We start from the raw sequence: 1,641 nt of genomic DNA, 5'->3' as shown, positions 1-1,641 counted from the left end.
GGGGTCTGACTCACAACTGATGCAGTTGAGGAGCGAATTGGCGGTTCCCGAGGGAGGTCGCCATGTCCAGTACCATTTCGCTGTCGTCGCTTATTCCGCCTGAGCTTTCGGTCGAGCAGTTCGAAGCCTCAGAAGAGGGCCTTGTCGTTACGGCCCTGGCTCGGACGAGGCAGGCGGCGTGTCCCTCCTGCTCCTCGCCGGCACGCCGGGTGCACAGTCGATATATTCGGCGCGTGGCGGACCTTCCGTCGGCAGGAAGGCCGGTTCGGCTGAGGTTGATCACGCGCCGATTTCGGTGCGATGTCGAGACCTGCCGGCGCAAGATCTTCGCCGAGCGCTTCGGTGACGCTGTCCCGGAACGGGCCAGACGCACGGGCCGGATGGAATGCATCATCCATCATCTCGGCCTGGCACTCGGCGGTCGTCCGGCGTCAAGCTTTGCCGAGCGATTGATGATGCCGGTCAGCAACGACACGCTGCTCCGGGTGGTCCGGCGCCGGGCGCGACAGCGGACCGATATCTTGACTGCCGTCGGCATCGACGACTTTGCCTTCCGCCGGAACCACCGTTACGGCTCTATCGTCTGCGACCTTGAGCGGCGGCAGATCGTGAAGCTGCTGCCGGACCGGGAGATTGCCACGGTCACAGCATGGCTGGCTGATCACCGAGAGATCCGCATCGTCTCGCGTGATCGCGGTGGCGGGTATGGCGAGGCAGCGGCTTGCGCGTTGCCGGAAGCCGTGCAGGTCGCGGACCGATGGCACCTGATGGAGAACGCCAGCGCGGCGTTCCTCGATGCGGTGAGGAAGTCGATGAAGCCGATCCGCACCGCTCTCGGAGCGACGGTTGTCGATCCCGCGCTCCTGACTTCGGCCGAACGGATCCAGTACGAAGGCTATCTGCGGCGGGAGGAGATGAACGCGTTCGTCGCGAGCCTTGCGGCCGATGGCCTCGCGATCAAGGAGATCGTTCGGCGAACAGGCCGGAGCCGCAAGCTGGTTCGCCAGATTGTCCGCGGCGAGCGCACCGATGTATTCCGGACGCGACAGGGGTCACTCGACCCGCATCTTCCCTATCTCGACGCCCAGTGGGACGCAGGCTGCCGGAACGGTGCCGAGCTTTGGCGTCGCGTCCGCGCCCAAGGCTATCGGGGGTCGGTCCGCGTCGTCGGCGAATGGGCTACGCGGCGCAGGCGATCGGAGCAGATCTCGGGTGCCCAGCTTCGCAGGATCCCGTCCGCGAGGACCATTGCTCGTCTGATGACGCTGAAGCGAGATCATCTGACGAAGGCGGAGACCGTCATGGTTGCCGCGATCGAAGCCGGAGTGCCCGCCCTGGCCGAGGCAAGAGAGTTGATCGATCGCTTTCAAATCATCATCCGCAGCCGGTCAATCGGTGATCTCACGCCCTGGATCCACGATGCCGAGGCGAGCTTGCTGGCTTCCTTCGCTCGCGGCATCCGGAAAGACGCGTCCGCCGTGCGGGGCGCGATCACTGAGCCATGGTCGAACGGACAAACGGAGGGCCAGGTGAACAAGCTCAAGCTCGTGAAGCGGCAGATGTACGGGCGTGCCAAGCTCGATCTCCTCGAAGCCCGACTGCTCGGCGCCGCCTGATCGTCATCGAGAGTGCGTCAGACCC

The 1,641-nt window shown here is 64.9% G+C and carries 1 protein-coding gene; it reads left to right on the top strand.

All coding sequences use genetic code 11. The features are described from left to right. Positions 1 to 62: 62 nt before the first annotated feature. The gene (locus AB5S17_RS23345) at positions 63 to 1,616 is read left to right on the top strand and encodes an ISL3 family transposase (RefSeq protein ID WP_369243572.1); all 1,554 of its coding nucleotides are present in this window, start codon (positions 63 to 65) and stop codon (positions 1,614 to 1,616) included. Positions 1,617 to 1,641: the final 25 nt, after the last annotated feature.

Source organism: Jiella sp. M17.18 (assembly GCF_041027365.1).
Lineage (GTDB): Bacteria > Pseudomonadota > Alphaproteobacteria > Rhizobiales > Rhizobiaceae > VKMB-3413.
The sequence above is the reverse complement of the archived record's forward strand: the minus strand, read 5'-3'. Positions and strand labels throughout refer to the sequence as shown.

Coding starts and splice junctions, on each gene's coding strand:
- AB5S17_RS23345 (WP_369243572.1), top strand. CDS start 63: ATGTCCAGTACCATTTCGCTGTCGTCGCTTATTCCGCCTGAGCTTTCG.